The sequence below is a fragment of the Legionella birminghamensis genome, from assembly GCF_900452515.1.
Taxonomy (GTDB): Bacteria; Pseudomonadota; Gammaproteobacteria; order Legionellales; family Legionellaceae; genus Legionella_C; species Legionella_C birminghamensis.
In genome coordinates this window covers 1,673,924-1,694,435 of record NZ_UGNW01000001.1, presented here as the reverse complement: position 1 = coordinate 1,694,435, position 20,512 = coordinate 1,673,924, and the positions used below count along the sequence as shown (strand labels likewise).

The following is a 20,512-nucleotide window of genomic DNA, read 5'->3' as shown; positions in this document are numbered from 1 at the left end:
CGAATAAGATTCATTGGACCCCGCGGCCGAAGCCGCGGGGATTCGAAGGGGCTGCGCAGGGAGAGCCTCGACCAAGCACTATCTCACATCAGGAATTAGTATCAAGCACCCACTCATGCTTTTCATCCGGAACAAAAATAACGGTGGATGTGTACCAGTATGACGTTTGCAGTAACCAGCCATTAGGCACTTCCAGCCGGCATACTAATATATCTTTAACGGAGCTTTTAACATCTTCCCAGGGGGTAACACATTTTGCAAAACATAAGACGGGTAATAGAGCCAAAGCCAGAAATACTTTTTTCATTTGAAAATCCTGATGTAAATAATGTGGTACAAGCAGGGAATATTAACACTAACAACTATAAACTCAACCTGAACAATCATTTGAATCAGTTTTCAATTGTTGGGCGGATGGCCGCATGTTTTGCCAATAAGGTGATATTGCCAACACAAGTACAAAAATTTGCATATAATAAAGTAGGTGCATATCAATTAAACAACAAGGACGGGGAATGTAATATGCCTACCATATCAAGTGAGACCTTCAAATCCATCATGGAAGATAAGAATATCAAGAGCCTTCGAAATGTATTGCAGAATTTGACTGATCTTAAAGATTTAATTGATCAGTATCCTGAGGAAAAACATGAATTGCTGAATTTATTGTCCTCCGATCTCAAAACCATAGGGCAATTAATTAAAAGTGAAAACGATATAGAAGATTTTGCAGATATGGTTGATTTTAATATGAGAGATCAATTGACTAATTCTTCTGAGGAGAGGGGTAACGCATTCGTTCAACCCGAAGCTAAGATAATAATGAGTGCCGAGCTTATCAATGCCGATCCTGAGGAAATGCTGGAGATGTTTTTTCAAGGTCCAAGCGACGATAATATGCGAATGCTCGAATATTCCTTAGTGCAATTCACCAGGCATTTTCCAGAAAACATTCATATTAACGGTGAAAACAGGGAAGTTGTCCTTAAAAAACTAAAAGTCTTAACCCATAAATTATTGAATGAATATTCTGATTCTAATTTAGCTGATAATTTAAGGGATCTTCATGAAAGTATTATTAAACTAGAACAGCCTACTTCAGTATTTAGAGGTTCAGCAGGCCATTTTAAAGCCGCTTCAGGCACTAAAACCTATCAAGTAGCCAAGGATAAACAAACCCCTGATTCTCCGAAGATTTGAAAAAATCCGGAGTCAGAGACATAGACTCCATTTTGTCGCCTTCGCCACATCATCCACTTATGAGTTTTGATAATGTGGCCGCTGGCCTAAAAGTGCCCCAAAGGCAGGCTTCTACCTGTATTTTTGAATCGGATCTGGAAGCCGAGCCTTTTTCTTGCAATCCATATCAGAAATGGCCTAAGGGGCAAAGTGAATATAAAGATCAGCTTCCGCAAATGACTTATTAGATATGGCCTCAGAAGATGTGAAAATCCACAAAATGTATTCCGGGTTATCATAAACTATTCCTGTTAATATGAAATTTACCCCAGGCCAATCCAGATACAGCAGCACAAAGGGAACCAATTAATACACCTAGCTTAGCCGCATTAAGCAAACTCTCATCATCAAAAGCCAACATTGCAATAAAAATTGACATGGTAAATCCGATACCTGCGAGAAGGCCTACCAACCCGATACCTTTCCAGGTTATTCCACGCGTCAATTTACACCATCCCATTTTCACACACACCCAACTCATGCCGACAATTCCAAGTGGTTTTCCGATCACCAAAGCTAGGGCAACACCAATAATAATTCTCAGTTCATTCTCATCAGAGAACGCGCCGCTACTCATGCTGACACCAGCATTTGCTAAAGCAAATAACGGCATTACTCCATAGGCAATCCATGGATGTAAAGCTCTTTGCACTCGAACAACAGGCGGTAACAATTCCCTCTGGGCTAGCTGAAGCTTTCTAAGCGACCGCGACATTTTGTGTTTGTCTTTCATCTTGACATCTTGACCAGTAAGCTCTTTAACAATGCGCGATAGTATATCTAATGGGCGTTCGGACATACGCACCGAAACGATTGGTGTCATCAGGCCAAGCACAACGCCGGCTAAGGTGGGGTGAGCCCCAGTCATAAACAATCCAATCCAGATGATCGCTCCCGGAATAATATAGGCAAATGCTGAACCAAAACCGATGCGTTGAAAACCCAATACTAGCAAGATACCAAGCCCGGCGATCAGAAAGCCTGCATAATTAAGACCTCCTGAATAGAACACTGCAATAATGATCACAGCAACAATGTCGTCTATAATAGCCAGAGTGAGTAAGAATATTCTAATATTTCCAGGGATAGCGCGCCCTAGCAATGCGAGCACGCCGACTGCAAACGCAATATCCGTTGCTGTCGGAACTGCCCAGCCATTAAGCAGCATCGGCTGCGAATTAAATCCAAGAAAAATTAATGCGGGGACGATAACACCACCAAAGGCTGCCATGATTGGAAGAGTCGCCTGCTTAATATTGTTTAATGCGCCTTCATGGATTTCACGACGGATTTCCATTCCTACTACTAAAAAGAAAAAAGTCATTAGAACATCGTTGATCCAGAAATGTAGAGGCCAGGATATTTCAAACTTTCCTAACCCGATAAAAAAAGGTGTATGCCATAGATTTTTATAGCTAAGCGCCCAATGTGAGTTAGCCCATATTAATGCGATAGCTGCGGCAAGAAGAAGGACAATGCCACTAACCGCTTCAATATGCAGGAAGTTCTCAATTGATGCAAAAGCCCGCTCTGCCAGTATCTGAGCTCGGGGCAGCTTGTGCTGGCTGTGTTTATTCATAAATTCTCACAATCCTGATTAAAAGGGGGCTACTCCAATAGTATCCACGATTTATATTAAAAACGTAAGAATCGATATAAATTTGGAAATAATAAGAGGTTTTGGTCCTGCTCGATGAGCAGTAAAGCCTGTAAACATAATAAAGTTAGGATTAATAGACAAGTTCTACTGTAAACCCAAATAAAATACTGTATAATATGCGATAATTTTTTTCCCATTACTTTTAATAAGAGCACTATGACTGACTTAAACCTTTACAGAAATATTGGTATCTTCGCACACGTAGATGCCGGAAAAACAACCACTACAGAACGTATTCTGAAGCTTACTGGAAGAATCCACAGAATGGGAGAGGTTCATGAAGGTGAATCGACAACCGACTTTATGGAACAGGAAGCAGAGCGTGGTATTACTATTCAATCAGCAGCAGTAAGCTGTTACTGGAAAGGTCATCGCTTTAACGTTATTGATACCCCAGGACACGTTGACTTCACTGTTGAAGTATACCGTTCACTGAAAGTACTCGATGGGGGAATTGGCGTATTCTGCGGTTCCGGCGGTGTTGAACCTCAGTCAGAAACGAACTGGCGTTATGCGAACAATGCAAAAGTATCCCGTCTTATTTTTGTCAACAAGCTGGATCGTATTGGTGCGAACTTCCTGAGAGTTACTGAGCAGATCAAAAAAGTATTGGGCGCAAATCCATTAATCATGACCTTACCGATAGGATTTGAAGACAGTTTCGTTGGTGTTGTTGATTTATTGACCCGCAAAGCCTATGTTTGGGATGAATCTGGCCAGCCAGAGAATTACAACATCACTGATGTACCGGCAGATATGCACGACGATGTTGAAATGTACAGAGCACAGTTGATTGAAACAGCACTGGAAATGGATGATGAGCTGTTAATGGCGTATCTGGAAGGTGTTGAGCCTTCTGTCGAAGACGTTAAGCGTTGCATCCGTAAAGGAACGCTTGAACTGGCTTTCTTCCCCACCTATTGTGGTTCTGCCTTTAAAAACAAAGGGATGCAGTTATTGCTTGATGCGGTGGTTGATTATTTACCCGCTCCGCACGAAGTGAATCCACAACCATTGACCAATGCTGAAGGTGAGCCCAACGGTCAATTCGCCATTGTTTCTCCTGATGAGCCATTCCGCGCACTGGCCTTCAAGATTATGGATGATCGTTTTGGCGCCCTGACTTTCGTTCGTATCTATTCAGGAAAATTAAATAAAGGGGATACTATTCTCAACTCCTTTACCGGTAAGACTGAACGTGTTGGCCGTATGGTGGAGATGCAGGCGAATGAGCGTAATGAGTTACAAAGCGCTGAAGCCGGTGACATTATTGCTATTGTTGGTATGAAGAATGTTCGTACTGGCCACACACTCTGTGATCCTAATCATGAATGTACACTGGAAGCAATGGTGTTTCCTGAGCCTGTAATTTCTATTGCTGTTACGCCAAAAGATAAAGGTTCTACTGAAAAAATGAGTATTGCCATCGGCAAGATGGTTGCAGAAGATCCTACATTCAGAGTTGAAACTGACGAAGATTCTGGTGAAACCATTCTTCGCGGAATGGGTGAGTTACATCTTGATATTAAAGTGGATATTCTGAAACGTACTTATGATGTTGAATTGATAGTAGGTCAGCCACAGGTTGCTTATCGTGAAACCATTACCAAATCGATTCAGGACAGCTACACCCATAAGAAACAATCAGGTGGTGCGGGTCAATATGGTAAAATTGATTACACAATTGAGCCAGGCGAGCCAAACTCTGGATTTACTTTCATGACATCAGTTGTCGGCGGAAATGTTCCTAAAGAATTCTTCCCTGCAATTGAAAAAGGCTTCCGTTCAATGATGGATACTGGTCCATTAGCTGGATTCCCGGTATTAGATGTTGTTATCAACCTAACTGACGGGGGCTACCATGCGGTCGACTCTTCTGCGATTGCCTTCGAGATTGCAGCAAAAGGGGCGTTCCGTCAGTCAATGCCAAAAGCCGGCCCACAACTGCTGGAACCCATTATGAAAGTTGACGTTTACAGTACCGAAGAAGATGTAGGTAACGTAATTGGTGACTTGAACCGTCGCCGTGGAATGATCTCTGGTCAGGAACCAAGTGCTGCAGGTGTTCGCATCAAAGCCGATGTTCCCCTTTCAGAAATGTTTGGATATATCAGTACATTACGTACGCTTACCTCAGGCCGTGGCCAGTTTTCAATGGAATTCTCTCACTATGCGCCTTGTCCGGCCAGCGTAGCTGAAGCTGTAATTGCCAAAGAAAAAGAAAAGAAAGCCGCCGCTGCAGCCAAGTAAGATCGTCAGTCATTTTGAAAAGCTCTGTCAGTTATGCTGATGGGGCTTTTTTATTATGAACGCTTTAGTCTGCGTGTTAAATTTTAGGGAAACCGTATGGCAGGAACCAGCTTATTAACACTGATAGATGATATCGCCAATGCACTTGACGATATCGCATTGATGACTAAAATAGCCAGCAAGAAAACTGCGGGTGTATTGGGAGATGATCTCGCGCTCAATGCCGAGCAGGTGATTGGCCTGCATGCCCATCGAGAACTCCCCGTTGTGTTTGCAGTAGCCAAGGGCTCGGCTATTAACAAGTTAATATTAATCCCATTGGCTCTCCTTATCAGTTTTTTTATCCCTCCACTGGTTACAGTTTTACTAATGCTAGGAGGCTTGTATCTATGCTTCGAGGGATTTGAAAAAATTTTACATAAGCTTCATAAAGCGCACGCTCATAGCACCCAAGAAGTATTAACAATCCAAGAAATGGACGAGCATCAATTCGAAAGGGAAAAGATTAGGGGAGCAGTGCGCACTGATTTTATATTGTCAGCGGAAATTATCGTCATTACTTTAGGCACTGTTACTCACACATCCTTGGTCAATCAAATTATGGTTTTGGTTGCAATTTCCCTTATTATGACTATTGGAGTGTATGGTTTGGTTGCATTTATTGTAAAACTGGATGATCTGGGTTTCATTTTACGCGAGAAAAGAAAGCCGATAAAGCAGATTGGGCTTATGCTAATTGGTGCAGCCCCAATTCTAATGAAGTTTCTGGCGATGGCTGGAACCATCGCTATGTTTTTAGTCGGAGGAAGTATTATTGCGCATGGACTGCCATTTCTTCATCAGTATACGACTGGTGTTTCATTCCCTGTTTCAATAGGCATGGATCTTCTGACTGGTTTATTATCTGGAGCCGCCGCAACTGCAGTCTATGTTCTTTTCAGTAAAATTAAAGGGGCATTTAAGCAGCCTACGCGCTAACCCGCTACGTACCGCGATTGTTCGCGGTATCCAAATCATCTCCATGTAAATCTTCGCATTAGCCAAAATAAATTTATCACTAATTATTAAAGAGATACGAAAATAGGTGCATGCAAATACAACAGCTTGAAATTGTCAAGACTGTTTCTTTCTAAAAAAAGAAGATACAATGCACTTCCAAAAACCATATCCAATTCCTTGATATTGTGGATAAGTTTACCTCACCTGTGCACCACAAGTAGCTTTTTACTTATCATACATTTTATAACTCCTTGATAATAGCAGGTTATTAGGCTTAATATCTTGATTGTCAAGAAATCAGTTATCCACAAAATCTGTGGATAACTGTGTGAATAGACTGTTACGTACAAACTATATCAGCCTCCTATTTTTGCGAATAAGAAACTAAACATGTATAAATTTTCTGATTTTTTTAAAGACAGTCAAAACCGAGTAGTCATATTCCAGCTTCCCAACTGGCCTTTAATCCTGTGGTTTGTATTCGCGCTATTAGATTTACTTTGGAGTAGTAGTCAGCCAAAAATGCATTTAATTTTTCATATGCTCCGGTTTGGGTTTATCTTTACATGGGCATGGCTGGAGATAACCTGTGGGGTGAATTACTTTCGCCGCACCCTGGGATTTCTGGTCTTAATTGCTGTTGTTGTTTCTAATCTATGATTTAGAGATTACAATCCTAAGGCCTGTATGTCCCCGAGCGTGCTAACTGTTCAATGTCATCCATTTCACGTACATTAGTAATTTTATTTCCATGAAACAATATATCCAGTTTAGAGAAATCATTTTTAAGACGAAATAATTCAATGGCTCCTGATTTGCCAATCTTATTATACTGAATACTAATTTCTTGAACATCGCTAAACTCGCGAAAATAGTCGCTTAAGGTTTTGGCCCCTTTATCAGTAATATGATTATTATCCAAATCAATCTTGATAGCAGCAGGTTTATTTATTTTTATATACGCCATTATTTCTGAAATCTCACTATCCTTTATGTTTAATCCAGCAAGATTAACCTTAAGGGGATTTTGATTAGCAGCTAGTTTGGTTGATATTTCGGGTCTCATGTTTTTCCTTATTTTCTCATAGTAGTAAAGTTTAGCCTATTTTAATCAAGTCCCTAAATTGACACTTTGGGATTGGTCTCGGATAAATATTTTTCTTGTTGTTCCAGCATCTTTTCGAGTGCTTTTTGCGAAGTAGTTTTAAGGCTAAATTTTTCGGTAACCCAGCCTTGCGCTTTCTTTAACACATCTACCTCATAGGAATGCGCTAATTCTTCTTTTAAATCGGCTAATTCTTTTTTTGTAGTAGTGCCTTCTATTCGCTTTTGCAAGTCATCTAAAATAAGAGTTTTTAGATAATCCCCTTTATGAGCCTGATATTTGTTTTTAAAAGTGGCAAAATCAGCGCTAGTTTGTGATTTTTGGAATTCGACCTTATCAAGGGAAACGGTATAGGATTTATGATCGCGTCCTCCCGATGGATTTGTTGTCTTATAGGCATAAGTATTTTTTACATAATCGACGAGAAGATGAACTTTCTCACCCACAACATTAAAAACAGTAACCAGGTCATTGCCAAATTCAAGCTTGCGTGGAGCGCTTTTCTGTTGAGCAATTCCTTGTTTGCATCCTTGTGGTGAACAGACAGGATCAACATGCATTACAGAGGAGCCAAGAGAGTTAGTTTTATCTATAGGGATCCAGTTAGATACCACAACATGAGAAATGGGTTGCTTTAAAATTTCAGGATCTTTTTTTATTAGCTCCTGATAGTTTTTTTTTGCAACACCATAGTCGTGGTCTAAGCATATGTCTACAGCTGTTAAAAATTGAGTACCGCCAGGCGTTTTGCAAGAAATTATATTATTAAAGCCGAAGTCTTTAACTTTGCCGTCAATGGTAATTTGCGGCATAGGTATTGACGGTTTCCGATTATCTAACACAGGAAGTGTATCCATTCCCCCCATACCATCGGGTTCTTTATAACGGACGTCTACAGATGAGGTATTACTTTTGACAATGAGCTGGAATTCGGGTGGGTTTCCACAACTAATATGTGGAGTCACATTCATCACTTTACCATCATCTGTCTTTACTCCAAAGGAGCCGAGAATTAATTGAACCCCTTCAGACATGGATTTAGCTCTATTTGCAATATTGTTTTGTAGCTCTTCAAATTCCTTTAAAGTCAGTGGCTCTTTAGTATAAAAAAAGAACTCATTAGTGCTCAAGCGAGTAATATGGTCAGGATCATTATGCATTAGATTATTGGCTTCATGGGCATCCTTGGCTTCATCCATGAGAGTAGAAATACTTTTTTCTAATCGCTCGACCATTTCTTGCCGCTCTTGCAGAGGCATTACAGATACGGGTTGAGGATCACCTGCTTTAGGCGCCTCTCCTACCGGGCTTCCCTTGAGTGAATGAGCTATCACAGCTTTTTCATGTATGACAGGAAATTTTCTGGCCATCATGTAATCTCAATAACTATTAATATTCATAATAGCACTTAAAGATTATGCGATGATTAACGTGTATGTTAGTTGACCAGAAAGCCCCGGGATTGGTGATTGTTTATTATTTTTTACCTTAATTTAATGTGATGCCATCAGGTGTGTTTAGATCAGCAGCCCCTGAAACCATACAGTCAAAAAAGTTTCCTGTAACGGGATTAATCTGACATTTTGAAACACCTAAGTTATCACTGATGTAAATAAGGTTATTAGGCTCATCTATCGCAATATTTTGAGGATTAGTAACTGCCCCTCCCGCGGTAAAGCAGCCACTTAACACTCCGGTATTGAGCACATTGCATTTGGCAACCGAGTTCAAAGAAGTTACGGCTACATAGGCAAGGGTTTCATTGGCATAAAATGCTAGGCTCCCATTTGCAAAAGTAATTGCTGCAGATGGGGGGTTAACACAACCGATTAATTGCCCGGTGCCAGGATCAACATCACATATTGTAGTCTGGAATTGATTGACAATATAAGCACGCGTTCCTGCGGCATTGAGAGTAATTCCTGTGTGAGCTTGCCCTGCAGGCGGTGTAGCCCCTGAATTGATACAGCCTGCAGTATTGATCATGCCCACTCCATCGATCGGGCATTTTATTAAGGGAGTAGCTCCGGATGAATTAAGAATGTAGAGGAAGGAGCCTGTTGGGTTCAGTGATAGTCCGGATGAGTTAGTTAACCCGCCTATAATCGAATCTGTACAATTTGTTAAGGTACCTGTTAAGGGGGCTACAGAACACTGAGTGACGGTGTTACTCGAGGAGTTGCTAATATAAGCCTGCGTGTCGGTCTGATTAAAAACAATATAGCTAGGGTTATTGATGGCTGGAAATGGACCCATAACACTACAATTGCTTAATTCACCGGTTACAGAATTTTTTAAACATTGAGTGATATTTCCGGACGGGACATTGTTGGTAATATAAGCAAAAGGGGAGGTTACAGAAATGTTAGCATTTACAGCAAGAGTATTTGAACCAAATATGGGAAAATTTGTAGGCGGCACGACTGTGTTAATAGCAGTGTAGGTAATCATACAGTTTGCCCCAGGCGCTACCGCAGCACATGTATTCGCCGATTCAACCACTTGCCCATCCAATGCCGTGCCGGTGAAATTCGAATGAATGGCATAAGCGGGATAATTTGATGTATTAGTAATCGTTAACGAGCGGTTATCACCTTTAGGTATAACCAGCGGTGAACCTGCTACGTTAATACTCAATGTAGTGGGGGGCAGCACCTCCATAGTAACATAAGTTGTGGCGGCATTTGTGCCTATTATAGCTACAGAAACTTGAGGATAGATATTAGTGCCTGGGAGAAAACGTAAACTGCAGCTCGCTAATGGCAGTAAAATTGCACAGCCTGTAGCGTCTTGGGTGACCCCCATATTCGGAGGCAAGATAGCTTGAATAGCATAAGCGGTAACTCGTCTTGAGCGATTAACTATTGTTAACGCCACTGGGGTATTGGAGCCAGCAATCATGTTTAAACATGCTTGGAAATTATTGTTACCATAGCAGAAAGAGTTTTCAGGTTTAACGAATAAGAGGGCTTCAGCTTGATCATCTGCTTCCAGTGTAAGCACATTTTCTTTGTCAGCATAACATGCTTGTATCAAGATTAAAAAAACGAGTAATAGCTTTGACAGCTCGTTAGAGAAAAATCTTTTTATTTTTACCATACCTTTCAAATCCATTTCAGAATACTGGCTTGGAGCTTACATAGGAAAAGAACCTTGATGCATATGCTTCAAGATCTATCTGTGAAGTCTAGCTATCTTACTTAATTCCCGGAATATCGCGAACGAGCGGCGACACGACGAATAGCAACATACCAGATTTCATTTGACTTGGCAATCGCGAAATAAATCACTATCTCTGGCTGTAGAAAGGGCATAACCCTTACCAGGATTCTTCCAATGCTGATTAGTGTGTAAAGTTGAGCCAGCAAGAGGTATTGAATAGAAAGGGTAAATGGATAAAATTATATTTTATCTCTAATAATTAAAGAGATATAAAAAAAATAAATTAAATAATACATCTACAGCTTGTCAAGACTGTTTATTTTAATAAAAAGGAGATACAATTCACTTCCCAAGATTACATTGTAATTTTGGGCGCTGTGGATAAGTTTTCCGCAGCTGTTCACAACAATAAACTCTCTCCTTATTCTTCTGTTTGCAACTCCTTGATAATAAAGACTTATAAGCGCAATCCCTAATATTATTCACAATATTGTTATCCGCAAAATCTGTGGATAACAATGTGTATAGAATGTTACAGTCCTGTATGCAAAGGGAGAAAAGACGATGCACAGCCATTTCTCAATCTGTTCTGTGCATAAAAGCGGGGTTATATTATTGATGGCTAAAACCCGGTGTTGCGGGAACAGTACTGCTATTTTCATTGCCTGGTTTAAAAAAGCGATTCCTGTTTACCGCTTCTGTAACCTGCGGGGAAGATGATTGCTGATTATCGAGTTGTTTATTTAGGAATGAAACAAGGAAGTTTATTTCCTTATCGCCAACTAAAGGTTCAAACGTTTCCCATTTTTCATAGATCAACTTCGCGCCACCAGATACACAAAGAAAATTCTCAAATATTGTGATTTCCCGGTTATAGGTTTTGGACCAGAACGGTGTATGCAAGTCCTTCTTAGTAAATAAATGAGCAAACTCCTCCCAATACTCTTTGAGCAATGTATGTCCATATGATGTTGAGCATAACCAGTAGAAAAAGCTAATATTCTCACCCTCAGAAACGAATGGCCTGGAAAAAAGGGGCCAACGTTTCTGAATTAGTATTCTTCCCTCTTTAGAGTCTAATAGGGTGCGTATTGGTGTTATACGTTGATTCGCGTGGTTTACCGTCACATTTAACAGATTCTGTGTTATTAACAGGGGCTCGAAAAAGTCCCAATGCGTGTCCAATAATTCCAAACCTGCGGCATTTCTAAATAATAAATGCAGAACACTTAATCCTTTCTCCTTAACGGCTCCAGTTGCAGTCTGTTTCAAGGCTTCTGCTGTAATTAGCGGCTCAAAAAAATCCCAGTGTTTTTGAATAAGATTAATTCCATGCCCACTTTGGCACAGGAAATAAAAAGGTGTTTTCCCTGTAGACGTGTTGCTACCTGTAATTGGCAGGTGCAGTGACTCTTCGGTAATAAAACGGGCAAAATCATCCCAGTGGTCATCTATCAGTGCAACTCGCTCGGCGTAGTCACAAATTAAATGAAGAGGCGTTTGACGGCTTCCTGTAAAATGTTCAGATAAATGCGTTTTTTTAAGATAAGGGGCGAAATCAGACCAATGCTTATTTAGAAAGGCAAGTCCCTCAGGATGCGTGCATAAATGGTAGATACAACTAATTCCAGTTGAGGGATAATCACGATAAGGTTTTGCTATGAAACTTTTTTCATTGATAATAGATTTGAAAAAATCCCATTTCTCTTCCAGAAAAGCCACTCCCTCAGGGGAGGAACTCAATCCAAATAAAATCGCTTCACTAACCCGCTCATCAGGGCTTTGCATTTCTTTTTGAATAAGTGATAAAAAGTGGGGCCAGTGTTTTTTAATTAATTCAATACCATTTCTGTAAAATAATACTTGAAAAATGGATAGTGGATGCTTGTTTCCTAAGGGCTTAAAAATTTCTTCGCTAAAGAAGGGTTCAAAAAAATCCCAGTGATTATCCAGAAATTTGATTCCCTCTGGGATTATGCACAAGCGATACAGCGGACTTTTTCCTTCATGGGTTTCATCTGAGCCTGTAATTTCCTGAAACAGCAATTCTTTTGTTATCGAAGGCATAAAAATATGCCAATACTGATCCAGGATCTCGATGCCTATATCTGAACATAGCCAATAAAATGAGGATGCCCCTTTATATGGGGAGTCTGCACATATTTGATGCAAGTTTTCTTTCGTCACAAAACCTGCAAGATCCTTCCACAATGCCCTTAGCTTTGCTTTGTTGTCGGTACCACAACCACATAATAAATAAAAAGCGGATACTCCACCCGGTATCCGCTTATTTAACATCTCCTCATTAATCCGTGATTTGAAGAAATCCCAGCGTTGACTGACAAAATCGATATCCATAGCAAAAAAATAAAATACATTGACATCGCGAAACTCAGGGATGTGTTTAGTCAACTCTTCGGCTAATAACTCATTGGTAATTACCTCTGAAAACCGCCCCCACTCTTTCTGGAGCAGAGCTTTCCATTCCTTAATAAAATTTAAAACCTCAAAAGAGTTAGTTTGTTTTGCTAAACCCTGGACAAGCGTCTGATACATAACTGGGCAACTAAGCTTACGCTGAAGATAGTTTTGCCATTCCTTAATCGTTCCTTGTTCCATAACCGTTATCAGCTTATCGACAGTTTTCTGCTGTAGTGGGGACACATTCATCGCGCTGTTCTTGGCAGGTTTAGCGGTTTTTCCCTCAATTGCTCCGGTCCTGGGCTGAAGTGAGAGTCCCGCTGTAGTTCTTGGTTCCGCAGCTGCTTTCTTCCTGGAGCGCTTTTTTTTCTTCTTCCTTGGGCAAGCTTCGCTTGTTTGCTCCTCAGCAGCTGGATTTGGCTCTGGTTTTGGCTCCGGCTTTATTTCAGGCTCAGGCCAAGCTTGCGCTTCGATTTTTTCGGGAACTAACTTTTGTGCGATTAGAAAGGACTCAAAATCGGCCTGCGGTATTTTATTCTTCAAGCATTGTTCATAGATATTTTTGGAAATATCAATATTGCCTTCCTCATATTGACGGCGGGCCTCCTCTGTCCAGTCGGCCAATCGCTCAGCCTCTGTTTTAGGGGCTTTATTCTGCACGGGCAACTCAGCGGCTTTTATCCCCTTTTTAAAAAACCGGGTCAGATTCCTGGTGGCATGCTTCTCTGGCTGGTCAATGTATAAGTCCGCGGTCGAACGGGTACAACTGGTAAAAAACTTGTTGAATGGAGGGCCAAATTGATCTTCTTCACAACCCTCTTTGGCACGGTTGGTCAGGCAATTTAACTCCTCATCCGACAGGCCATTGATTTTTTTATTCGCCTCATAGCAAAGCTCGTCATCGAGCATGCGGTAGAGCAGCACTTTCTTATATTCGAGCCCTTTGATTTGTTCGGGAGTAAAAATCAGGGCGGATCCGTATTTACGACGCGCCTCTTCAACGTATTGGGGCAGGGTTATGATGGCAAAATCACTTTCCTTTGCCGCTTCTTTTAAGCGTTCAAACTCTTCTTCCTTGTCTACCCAGACCACCGTACCAGGGATTTTTTCCTGCTCCGGAGAAGGGATAATCTCGGCTTGCTCGAGCTTGTCGGCACGACCGCCAACCAGCCAGTTTTTAAGGCGGATAACCCTATTGGCAAAATGAACAACATTTGCAGGGCAGCGGTAGGAATGGGGCAATTCGATATGCTTTGCATTGGAACCCATTAAACCCAGCAGATAGGGACGTTTGGACTTATTATCAAAAAGGCTTTGATGCGTATCCATCAGATAGCATACCCGTTTTTCCTTTGCCAGATGCAGTATTTCCTTCAAGGGTAATCGCGATAAATCCTGTGCCTCATCAACCACTACTGAATGGTATTTTCCTTTTTCATTCAGATGGAGAAAGTCAAAATTAACCAGTTGGCTGCCGTCAAGATGATTGAGATAGGCTTTGTAGGCGCGGTAGATCCAAAGTCTGTCCTCTTCATTTTTGTAAATACTCTGTTTCTTGCCCAGCTTGATATATTCTTTTTTTTAGTAACCCGACAGCAGGCGAAACTCCTGGTAAATCGTCTGCTGATTTTTTAAAAACCCATCCAGTTTCAGGAAGGGATCATCCTGGGTTTTGCCTTTTTTACCCTTGGTGTTCGCCATGCTGGGTTGAGTTCATTTCTTCGGTCACTGACATACTTTTTAAACCAGTGTTCAAATTCCAGTTTGGTGCAGACTGTCCGGTCTTTTACATACTCGGCACGGCTTTCCGCCGCCTGCATGGCATAGGTTTTAAACTCAACCCGCCTTTGCATGTCCCGGGGAAGCTCAAGTGACTCCCAAATGGCCTGCATCTCTTTTAACAAACGGGGGGATTCTGTCAAGTAAAGGATCTTTTCCTCAGATCCCTCAGGCAGCTGCGCTGCCAATTGCCGCAGCATGGAAATGGCCACGCAGGATTTACCAGAGCCCGGTGCACCGCTGACGACAAGGGGCAAGCCCGATTGCAAAACGGATTGCTGGCTTAAATTCAGGCGGATGAATTGCTGGTTATAATAATCCAGGATGACTGGCTCGGGCTTGCCGGCAGGGGGCTTAGGCGACTGCGCGGCTGCAGCCTCTTCCGCCATCATTTCGCGAATGCGTTTTTCAATGGACTCTTTATTTTTGACGAGATAATTCTTTACACCATTTTTATCATTATAAGCAGGCGATTTTTTATATTCATGCCATTCGGCTGCATCGATGACCAACAGATTGTTTTGACCGTCGAGCTCGTAATTCGTTAATAAAATTCTATCCGCATCGTTTAAACGCGCGCTCGCCAAATCATCCCGTAATTTTTCATAATTCGTTCCATGGGTTCCATTGTTTAATAAAGCCTTGACAGCCTCTATTATCTTTTGCTCATCCTTGGAATAGCGGTCAAAAACCTTTCTGTCTATTAAAGCCCGTCTCCAGAAAAGGCCTTTGGATCTATTTCTTGGCATGCGATACCCATTAAAACTTTTGTGACCAGCAATTATACAGAATAAGCATAATAAGTGAAGAGCTGGGTCTCGTTTTTTTAAAATAAAAAGCAGGGTGCGCTTATTAAATACAGCTTTTATATGCTGATATTCAAGTTTCCATGGACTTGTTTTGGACTCTGCACATCATTGAACAGGCTCTCTGATCCAGTGCTGTAATTTCTACATGGGTATGCCAATCCCTGGATTGGCATACCCACAGGAATAGCTGTCTCAGATTTCAGAAGCTGATAGTCTTTGATAACATTCATGGTGGGTCTGAAACTTTTCATCGTATTGGGATTGGCTAAACCGGTTGCTCCCTTGAAGCAGTATTGCCAAAAAGGCCTTTTGTCTGGATTCGTCCAGTTTTTCAACACCACAATAATTCTTGAATTTTTCATCGTCCTGCATAAAATCATTGAGATTTACCCTCTTAACGGAGCCGTCTTCCTTCCTCCAGGCATAAGCCAGAAAATCATTCTTATCCGCTCTGCAGATATACATCATTCCAGGTTTTATTTCTGAATCTAACAGCGTTCTGTCTTCAAAGTGACACTCTGTAATTGAGGTACTTTGGCTATTCATAAAGAAAGGTATGCTCGAATCCACTAGCGTTAGTGTTTTGCTAATGGCTTTTATTGCCTCACCGGCAGAACTACCGATCTTTTCCAGTATTTTCATGGATTCTGGCAGTAAACTTTCAGCCCCCGAGAGACCCGCATAGTGGTTTGTTTTTGAACCCAGGTAACCTCCGCCAAACATCAAAAATAATGCACCTACTGGCCCTGATAAAGCAGCTCCTGCCGCAATACCTGCTCCCATAGAACCATATAGAATAACCTGCTTGATATTATTGCGGGTACCATTCCTGAACGTTAATAAAGTTTGTATATGATGTATGGAGATTTTGGCAATGACACGGTGAATTTCAATTAATAATTCCCTGACTTCCCTCAACTCTTTCCCAGGATCGCTTTGTGGGCCTCTGTCATTAAATTCAGCGATTAAGGTATCAATGTCCTTTAAAATTTTTTGAAGTATTTGGTATTTATCATACGATAGTGAACCCACATCCATGGCCGAAGCTTGCATGCCCCGTGTGCGTGTGCGAAGTGTTGTTAAATGATTTCCCACCTTATTCAACTCAATCCGATCCGTAAATCGGGTGCTTGTATCCTCACGCTTACTAAACATCCTATCTCCTTGTTATAAAGCTGATTGCAAGTTAATCCATGCGGAGGTAATTATACATGCTTATACAGGTCAGTCATCACGGACGCTTACAGTTTAATAAAAAGAGTTTGAATCCTATGATATAATTTTGAAAAAATTAAAATAACAGCCGTCCAATTATGTTTTCTCCCTACGATCAAACAGTCTATTCCTCCTTGAAAATGCAAGCGCTGGAAGCAATTGACCAGGACAATGTTGAGCAGTTACAAGAACTGCTCAAGCTATCCTATCTTGGAGATCAGCCGCAATATGAGCGAAAGGGTTTTATAATTCAAAGTTATGGGCAGACACAGGGATTAATACCTTATTTAAATAATTATAAAGATAAAAAATTTCTAAGGGATGAGGCAATTCAGAAAGATCGTTTAGCTGTAGTCGATTTTTTATTTAATGATGGCATGGGGTTGTGGAACGAATTGAAACCTGTCTCAGTGACTCAGAGAAGACGCGCGAGTGAATCCTACAGAAATGAATTTTTAAATATTGCAGTGAAGTATAATAGCCGGGAAGTTATTAATTATTTACTCGCAAAAGGTTTTTCTTTAACCCTGGAGCAGCTTCAAGAATACGCGCTGAAGAATCATGCAGAAAAAGCTTTCGGCGCCATTTCACCCATTGTAAATAAAATTCCTTTATTAACTCTAAAAGCAAAGAACCTGGCGGGGCGAGGGTTTGAGCTGGAGTCAAAGCAGATAGGCGAGCTTGAGCTGTTTATCCGAAAGGAAATTAAAAATTATTTAGATTCATGTATTGCCGAACCTGAAAAAACCAGTGACCTGCTTGAAAAGAATTTTAAGACTAATTGTACCAGGGAAACCTCCAATGTTCAGGAAAAGCTTAAACACCATCGAGGATATAAAGAATTCCTGGCAAATTTTATGATAACACTTGTCTCTCTTTCCATCGCAAATTTAGGAAATTTGTTTGCAACACAAGGACGATGTTTTTTCTTTCAATTTAATACTGATTCGGTGACCAAATTAAATGAAGTAAAAACAGCGGTAATTGAGTGCAGTTTTTGATTTCGGATAACTTTTCCCGCAATTTACGGGTAAAACTAAAACTAGTGGTTTGCAGGGGGCATAATCAACCCTATAAATTAAAATCCCCAGACTAAATTTTCTAGTTTTTTCATAGAGGATGCTAGCAATTCTTATTTGAATTTCCAGATTGCTATATTTATGGAGAAGCATTAATGCAGTTAACTGTTGACTCAGTTCGCCATTAAGCTTGTCTACCCGAAATCCATAAGCCCGTAAAAATGTCTGTAATAGTTCTTTATCACCCTGTATCAAAAATGCACCTGGCCCTAATAAATCATACTTATAATGACCTAGCATTGCATCGCCAAAATCGATCAAGCCTGTTATATGCCAGGTTCCGTCGGTATTTGTGACCAAAAAATTCATCGGCGTGTATTCTCCAGTTAAAATAACCGGCTTTTCAATTTGAAGTAAAGATTCATTAACCGATTCAATATAAGAAGGGATTTGTTTTAATAAGGAAGTAGGTAAACCTTTAGTTCTATGATGTGCTACGCAGGATGTTATTTGACTTCGAATAAAGGACTTCCACTGGCCGTCTATCGATTCCAAACCCTGTGTCGGGAGAGTATGAACTTCCCGTAGTAATGAACCAAGCTCCTTAATAATGACTAATTTATTGTCATGATCCATGGCATGCCAAAGCTCTTCTAACAATGTTCCTTCTAGCTGGGTCATTGTATTTTATTCATAATTGGCCCATGGGTCGGGTGAAGACGCTTCATCTCGCTGGCGATATACTAGCACTATATGAAAACTGGATCCTGGGAATTTTTAGGAAGTGAGTCGAAACGGAGCAGGGGAGTGCCACCTGTTTGATAGAACGTCAGCGAAATACACCGCGATACTGGCTGATAACTTCACCGGACTGGAATTGATAAACGCATTTATCGTCCAGAAAGAATTAAAAAAACAGGCAAACATAATAAAGTGAGAGTTGGATTTTTTGATGAAGCCATTGTGTGGATGAAGAGCCTCTGGTGGGCAAACCAGAATATTAATATAATTCAACCGAGCGGTGACATTGAATATCCTATTATTTTCGAGAGAAGGGAACATTTGTATGGATGATGAAATGTTGAATGCAACAAGTTAAAACGGACTGCCACGACTTGAGTACGCATTTATTAGTTTATCGAGGAAGCAATAATGAATTACAATGAGTTTTTTAAAGAATTTAATCAGTATTTATCTACCACTTATTCTATCCGCTTAGATACAGGACATGTTTTTGAACATGCTTTATTTAAATTAGCAGAATCACCTGAATTTAAACCCGAATTACATCACGATAGTTATGTGGAGAGTGTGGTAGAAGAGCATAATTATCAACGAAGAAAAAAATTATTGCCCGAACATGTATGTATTCGTATTGCACTAACCAAAGAGATAGGCTCTCAGTATGTAGCGGCTTTAAAAAGATATTTTAATGTAGAAACCATCACAGGCATTTTCAGCAATTATTATGGTTATTACTACATTAAAATTCCATTGCAGTTAATTGCTGAGCACAAAGATAAAATTTATGAAAAAATAGCAGAGTTAATGCAAGAGCCACGCGCAGCATTTGCTTATAGATGCCATACTAATCAAACTGATTTCTACCGGGACTTTAAATTTAAACTGGACCAAATACTGTCAGAATTTGGTTTGGATAAATTCAAGTGCGATATAGTGGGAATGGTTTTATTAAACATGTTTCAAAGCAAAGCAAAATTAACTAAGTCTCATTTTGACCGGGGCGCTCATAATTTCGGCTACCTTTTAGAGACATATTTTTATTTAAATATATCAAAAAATGAAGCAAAGCAACTAGTAGAGTCGATAACTAGCGAGTTTCCCCCTATAGATAATAATGCATTTGGTCCATTGGCCCGATTGGTAAGCTCGGATGCTTTTGTGACAGTTGGCAATGAAAATCGGGGGCCTTTTAGAAAAATTATTATTGATACACGCTTATTGACCAGCGAATTATTTTTACATAAGTTTAAAGAAACATTAAAAAGATGCAGAGCCTTTTTTGCACGATGAATTGAAGCAAGCTTGCGGAACTCAACAATATAAAACGAGCCATTACGCCACTCGCTTGCGATTGGTGACTAGTTTTAAGGATTATGTGAGTCATGAAAGTAATCCTAAAAAAGAAACAAAATTATTAAAAGCAAAAACATCGTTATCAAAAGCTATAGATTCACTCGCTGATGCTTTAACTAAGCCCACTGAAGGTGAAGCGGTACAAACCCTTTCGGAGCGGCGTTCAAGGGCTGAAAAATTACGCCGGAAAGTGTGCTTTTTTGAAAGTCGATTATCAAATGAAACCTATAAGGCTTTTCAAGGAACGGATAAAAAAGTCATAGAAGACGTCGTAACCAATTTAGGCTTGCAATAAATAACAGGGCTGCGCTCATAACATAACTACAGAGCACTAGTTCATTCAAGCTGCTATTCCTGTTGAACTTTTAAAGCAGGTGGTAACTTGGAGTGTGACTAGCATGATTGGGGGGCCACGATGATGAAGCTCCAGTTTTTCTGCCTGGTTCGACTTTTGGGTGACGATGAGGATCCGCCTTAAGGATTATTAGGATCTCTTTTAGTGACCTTAATTACAGGCTGATTTTTTCTTCGGCTCATTCTTATTTATCTCGGGTGAAGACTCTTGATCTCGCTTGCCATATATTAGCACTATATAAGAACTGGATCTTGGGAATTTTTAGGAAGCTGGTCGAAAGATAAAGGGGCAGGGAGTGTCCACCTGTTTGACAAAGAGTCCGGGCATCTTGCTCATCAATACCCAGACAAATATGATTAGCGTCCTAAATTAATGGCATTAGTGATTTCGTTTTGTGATTCT

The 20,512-nt window shown here is 40.5% G+C and carries 17 protein-coding genes; 8 read left to right on the top strand and 9 right to left on the bottom strand.

Features of this window, described 5'->3' with window-relative positions; genetic code table 11:
- Positions 1-88: 88 nt before the first annotated feature.
- Complete coding sequence (locus DYH42_RS07185) at positions 89-307, bottom strand: hypothetical protein (protein WP_058524173.1); 219 nt, start codon at positions 305-307, stop codon at positions 89-91.
- Between the two features lie 80 nt (positions 308-387).
- On the opposite strand from DYH42_RS07185, the gene DYH42_RS07180 reads away from it, so the two are divergent.
- Both DYH42_RS07180 and DYH42_RS16580 read left to right on the top strand, forming a co-directional pair.
- The gene (locus tag DYH42_RS07180) at positions 388-1,200 is read left to right on the top strand and encodes a hypothetical protein (protein ID WP_131793005.1); all 813 of its coding nucleotides are present in this window, start codon (positions 388-390) and stop codon (positions 1,198-1,200) included.
- A 59-nt stretch (positions 1,201-1,259) separates the two neighbouring features.
- The gene (locus DYH42_RS16580; RefSeq protein WP_157062403.1) at positions 1,260-1,427 is read left to right on the top strand and encodes a hypothetical protein; all 168 of its coding nucleotides are present in this window, start codon (positions 1,260-1,262) and stop codon (positions 1,425-1,427) included.
- A gap of 47 nt (positions 1,428-1,474) precedes the next feature.
- Here the strand turns inward: DYH42_RS16580 and nhaA are convergent, their stop codons facing one another.
- The gene (nhaA, locus tag DYH42_RS07175) at positions 1,475-2,818 is read right to left on the bottom strand and encodes a Na+/H+ antiporter NhaA (protein ID WP_058524171.1); all 1,344 of its coding nucleotides are present in this window, start codon (positions 2,816-2,818) and stop codon (positions 1,475-1,477) included.
- A gap of 237 nt (positions 2,819-3,055) precedes the next feature.
- Here nhaA and fusA point away from each other — a divergent pair, with 237 nt between their 5' ends.
- Together fusA and DYH42_RS07165 are read left to right on the top strand one after the other, a co-directional pair.
- Entirely contained in the window at positions 3,056-5,149 is a 2,094-nt protein-coding gene (gene fusA / locus DYH42_RS07170; RefSeq protein WP_058524170.1) for an elongation factor G, read from the top strand.
- Positions 5,150-5,245: 96 nt separating this feature from the next.
- Positions 5,246-6,127, top strand: a complete 882-nt coding sequence (locus DYH42_RS07165; protein WP_058524169.1) for a DUF808 domain-containing protein — start codon at positions 5,246-5,248, stop codon at positions 6,125-6,127.
- Between the two features lie 697 nt (positions 6,128-6,824).
- Here the strand turns inward: DYH42_RS07165 and DYH42_RS07155 are convergent.
- The 4 genes from DYH42_RS07155 to DYH42_RS07140 all read right to left on the bottom strand — a co-directional run bounded on the left by DYH42_RS07155 (position 6,825) and on the right by DYH42_RS07140 (position 14,249).
- Entirely contained in the window at positions 6,825-7,214 is a 390-nt protein-coding gene (locus DYH42_RS07155) for a leucine-rich repeat domain-containing protein (protein ID WP_058524167.1), read from the bottom strand.
- Positions 7,215-7,267: 53 nt separating this feature from the next.
- Complete coding sequence (locus DYH42_RS07150; protein ID WP_058524166.1) at positions 7,268-8,626, bottom strand: hypothetical protein; 1,359 nt, start codon at positions 8,624-8,626, stop codon at positions 7,268-7,270.
- 115 nt (positions 8,627-8,741) lie between these two features.
- Positions 8,742-10,367 carry a lactonase family protein gene (locus tag DYH42_RS07145; RefSeq protein WP_157062402.1) on the bottom strand — a complete coding sequence of 542 codons (1,626 nt, stop codon included), beginning with the start codon at positions 10,365-10,367 and terminating at the stop codon, positions 8,742-8,744.
- A 660-nt stretch (positions 10,368-11,027) separates the two neighbouring features.
- The gene (locus tag DYH42_RS07140) at positions 11,028-14,249 is read right to left on the bottom strand and encodes a DEAD/DEAH box helicase (RefSeq protein ID WP_058524164.1); all 3,222 of its coding nucleotides are present in this window, start codon (positions 14,247-14,249) and stop codon (positions 11,028-11,030) included.
- Positions 14,250-14,255: 6 nt separating this feature from the next.
- Between DYH42_RS07140 and DYH42_RS16575 the strand changes: the two genes are divergently transcribed.
- Positions 14,256-14,471 (top strand): hypothetical protein, encoded by a 216-nt coding sequence (locus tag DYH42_RS16575; RefSeq protein WP_172464988.1) that lies wholly within the window; start codon positions 14,256-14,258, stop codon positions 14,469-14,471.
- Between the two features lie 14 nt (positions 14,472-14,485).
- Here DYH42_RS16575 and DYH42_RS07135 read toward each other — a convergent pair whose 3' ends face one another.
- Both DYH42_RS07135 and DYH42_RS07130 read right to left on the bottom strand, forming a co-directional pair.
- Positions 14,486-15,364, bottom strand: coding sequence for a hypothetical protein (locus DYH42_RS07135; RefSeq protein ID WP_115316992.1), 879 nt, complete (start codon positions 15,362-15,364; stop codon positions 14,486-14,488).
- Between the two features lie 252 nt (positions 15,365-15,616).
- Positions 15,617-16,579, bottom strand: coding sequence for a hypothetical protein (locus DYH42_RS07130; RefSeq protein WP_058524146.1), 963 nt, complete (start codon positions 16,577-16,579; stop codon positions 15,617-15,619).
- Positions 16,580-16,737: 158 nt separating this feature from the next.
- Between DYH42_RS07130 and DYH42_RS07125 the strand changes: the two genes are divergently transcribed.
- Positions 16,738-17,640 carry a hypothetical protein gene (locus DYH42_RS07125; protein ID WP_058524145.1) on the top strand — a complete coding sequence of 301 codons (903 nt, stop codon included), beginning with the start codon at positions 16,738-16,740 and terminating at the stop codon, positions 17,638-17,640.
- On the opposite strand, the gene DYH42_RS07120 is transcribed toward DYH42_RS07125, so the two are convergent.
- Complete coding sequence (locus tag DYH42_RS07120) at positions 17,599-18,339, bottom strand: aminoglycoside phosphotransferase family protein (RefSeq protein WP_058524144.1); 741 nt, start codon at positions 18,337-18,339, stop codon at positions 17,599-17,601. The genes DYH42_RS07125 and DYH42_RS07120 overlap by 42 nt on opposite strands.
- A gap of 471 nt (positions 18,340-18,810) precedes the next feature.
- On the opposite strand from DYH42_RS07120, the gene DYH42_RS07115 reads away from it, so the two are divergent.
- Positions 18,811-19,692, top strand: a complete 882-nt coding sequence (locus DYH42_RS07115) for a hypothetical protein (RefSeq protein WP_058524143.1) — start codon at positions 18,811-18,813, stop codon at positions 19,690-19,692.
- Positions 19,682-20,050: a hypothetical protein gene (locus tag DYH42_RS07110; RefSeq protein WP_131793017.1), complete on the top strand. Its 369-nt coding sequence runs from the start codon at positions 19,682-19,684 to the stop codon at positions 20,048-20,050. The genes DYH42_RS07115 and DYH42_RS07110 overlap by 11 nt, the downstream gene beginning before the upstream one ends.
- Positions 20,051-20,512 lie beyond the last annotated feature (462 nt).

Excerpts from the sequence above, each read along its gene's own strand:
- DYH42_RS07115 (WP_058524143.1), top strand. The coding sequence starts at position 18,811 with ATGAATTACAATGAGTTTTTTAAAGAATTTAATCAGTATTTATCTACC.
- DYH42_RS16580 (WP_157062403.1), top strand. The coding sequence starts at position 1,260 with ATGAGTTTTGATAATGTGGCCGCTGGCCTAAAAGTGCCCCAAAGGCAG.
- fusA (WP_058524170.1), top strand. The coding sequence starts at position 3,056 with ATGACTGACTTAAACCTTTACAGAAATATTGGTATCTTCGCACACGTA.
- DYH42_RS16575 (WP_172464988.1), top strand. The coding sequence starts at position 14,256 with ATGGTATTTTCCTTTTTCATTCAGATGGAGAAAGTCAAAATTAACCAG.
- DYH42_RS07130 (WP_058524146.1), bottom strand. The coding sequence starts at position 16,579 with ATGTTTAGTAAGCGTGAGGATACAAGCACCCGATTTACGGATCGGATT.
- nhaA (WP_058524171.1), bottom strand. The coding sequence starts at position 2,818 with ATGAATAAACACAGCCAGCACAAGCTGCCCCGAGCTCAGATACTGGCA.
- DYH42_RS07165 (WP_058524169.1), top strand. The coding sequence starts at position 5,246 with ATGGCAGGAACCAGCTTATTAACACTGATAGATGATATCGCCAATGCA.
- DYH42_RS07120 (WP_058524144.1), bottom strand. The coding sequence starts at position 18,339 with ATGACCCAGCTAGAAGGAACATTGTTAGAAGAGCTTTGGCATGCCATG.
- DYH42_RS07185 (WP_058524173.1), bottom strand. The coding sequence starts at position 307 with ATGAAAAAAGTATTTCTGGCTTTGGCTCTATTACCCGTCTTATGTTTT.
- DYH42_RS07150 (WP_058524166.1), bottom strand. The coding sequence starts at position 8,626 with ATGATGGCCAGAAAATTTCCTGTCATACATGAAAAAGCTGTGATAGCT.
- DYH42_RS07145 (WP_157062402.1), bottom strand. The coding sequence starts at position 10,367 with ATGGATTTGAAAGGTATGGTAAAAATAAAAAGATTTTTCTCTAACGAG.
- DYH42_RS07135 (WP_115316992.1), bottom strand. The coding sequence starts at position 15,364 with ATGCCAAGAAATAGATCCAAAGGCCTTTTCTGGAGACGGGCTTTAATA.
- DYH42_RS07155 (WP_058524167.1), bottom strand. The coding sequence starts at position 7,214 with ATGAGACCCGAAATATCAACCAAACTAGCTGCTAATCAAAATCCCCTT.
- DYH42_RS07125 (WP_058524145.1), top strand. The coding sequence starts at position 16,738 with ATGTTTTCTCCCTACGATCAAACAGTCTATTCCTCCTTGAAAATGCAA.